A 495-nucleotide genomic window follows, 5' to 3' on the forward strand; every position below is an offset into this window, starting at 1 on the left:
AGGAGGCCGCGGCTGCGGCGGGCCCCCCCCCGCCGTTCCCGCCCCCGCCGGCCGACCCGCCCGACCCCGCCCCACCCGCTGACCCGCCCGTCTCCGTCACCAAGCCGGCCGACCCCGTCGACCCGGTCGACCCGGCCCCGGTAAGGGACTGGGGCGACTGGGATGACTGGGACAACTGGGGCGGCGACAAGAAGTACGAGCCGGTCAGCCCGGTTCCCGACCCCGACCCCGACCCGGTGCCGCCCGCTGCGGCGACGGTCCCTGACCCGCGCAAGCCGGAGCCCGCCATCGGCTGGCCGGGCGACGGCACCGCCAAGGTGCCGACCCCGCTACCCCCCGACCCTGCCCCGGAGCCGGAGCCCGTACCGGTCCCGGCGCCTGAACCGCCCGCCGGGCCCCGCCACCTGACGGTGGTGCCCGACACCGCACAGAACGGAGATTCCATGTCCGCACCGCACGCGATCATCCCCGAGATCCGCACCCTGGACGGCCTCA

General features: G+C 77.2%; 1 pseudogene. It reads left to right on the top strand.

What is annotated here, in order from left to right:
* Nucleotides 1-495: pseudogene (locus IG90_RS0138785) on the top strand (hypothetical protein); the annotation flags it as partial.

The sequence above is a fragment of the Streptomyces anulatus genome, from assembly GCF_000721175.1.
In the GTDB taxonomy this organism is placed as follows: domain Bacteria; phylum Actinomycetota; class Actinomycetes; order Streptomycetales; family Streptomycetaceae; genus Streptomyces; species Streptomyces anulatus_C.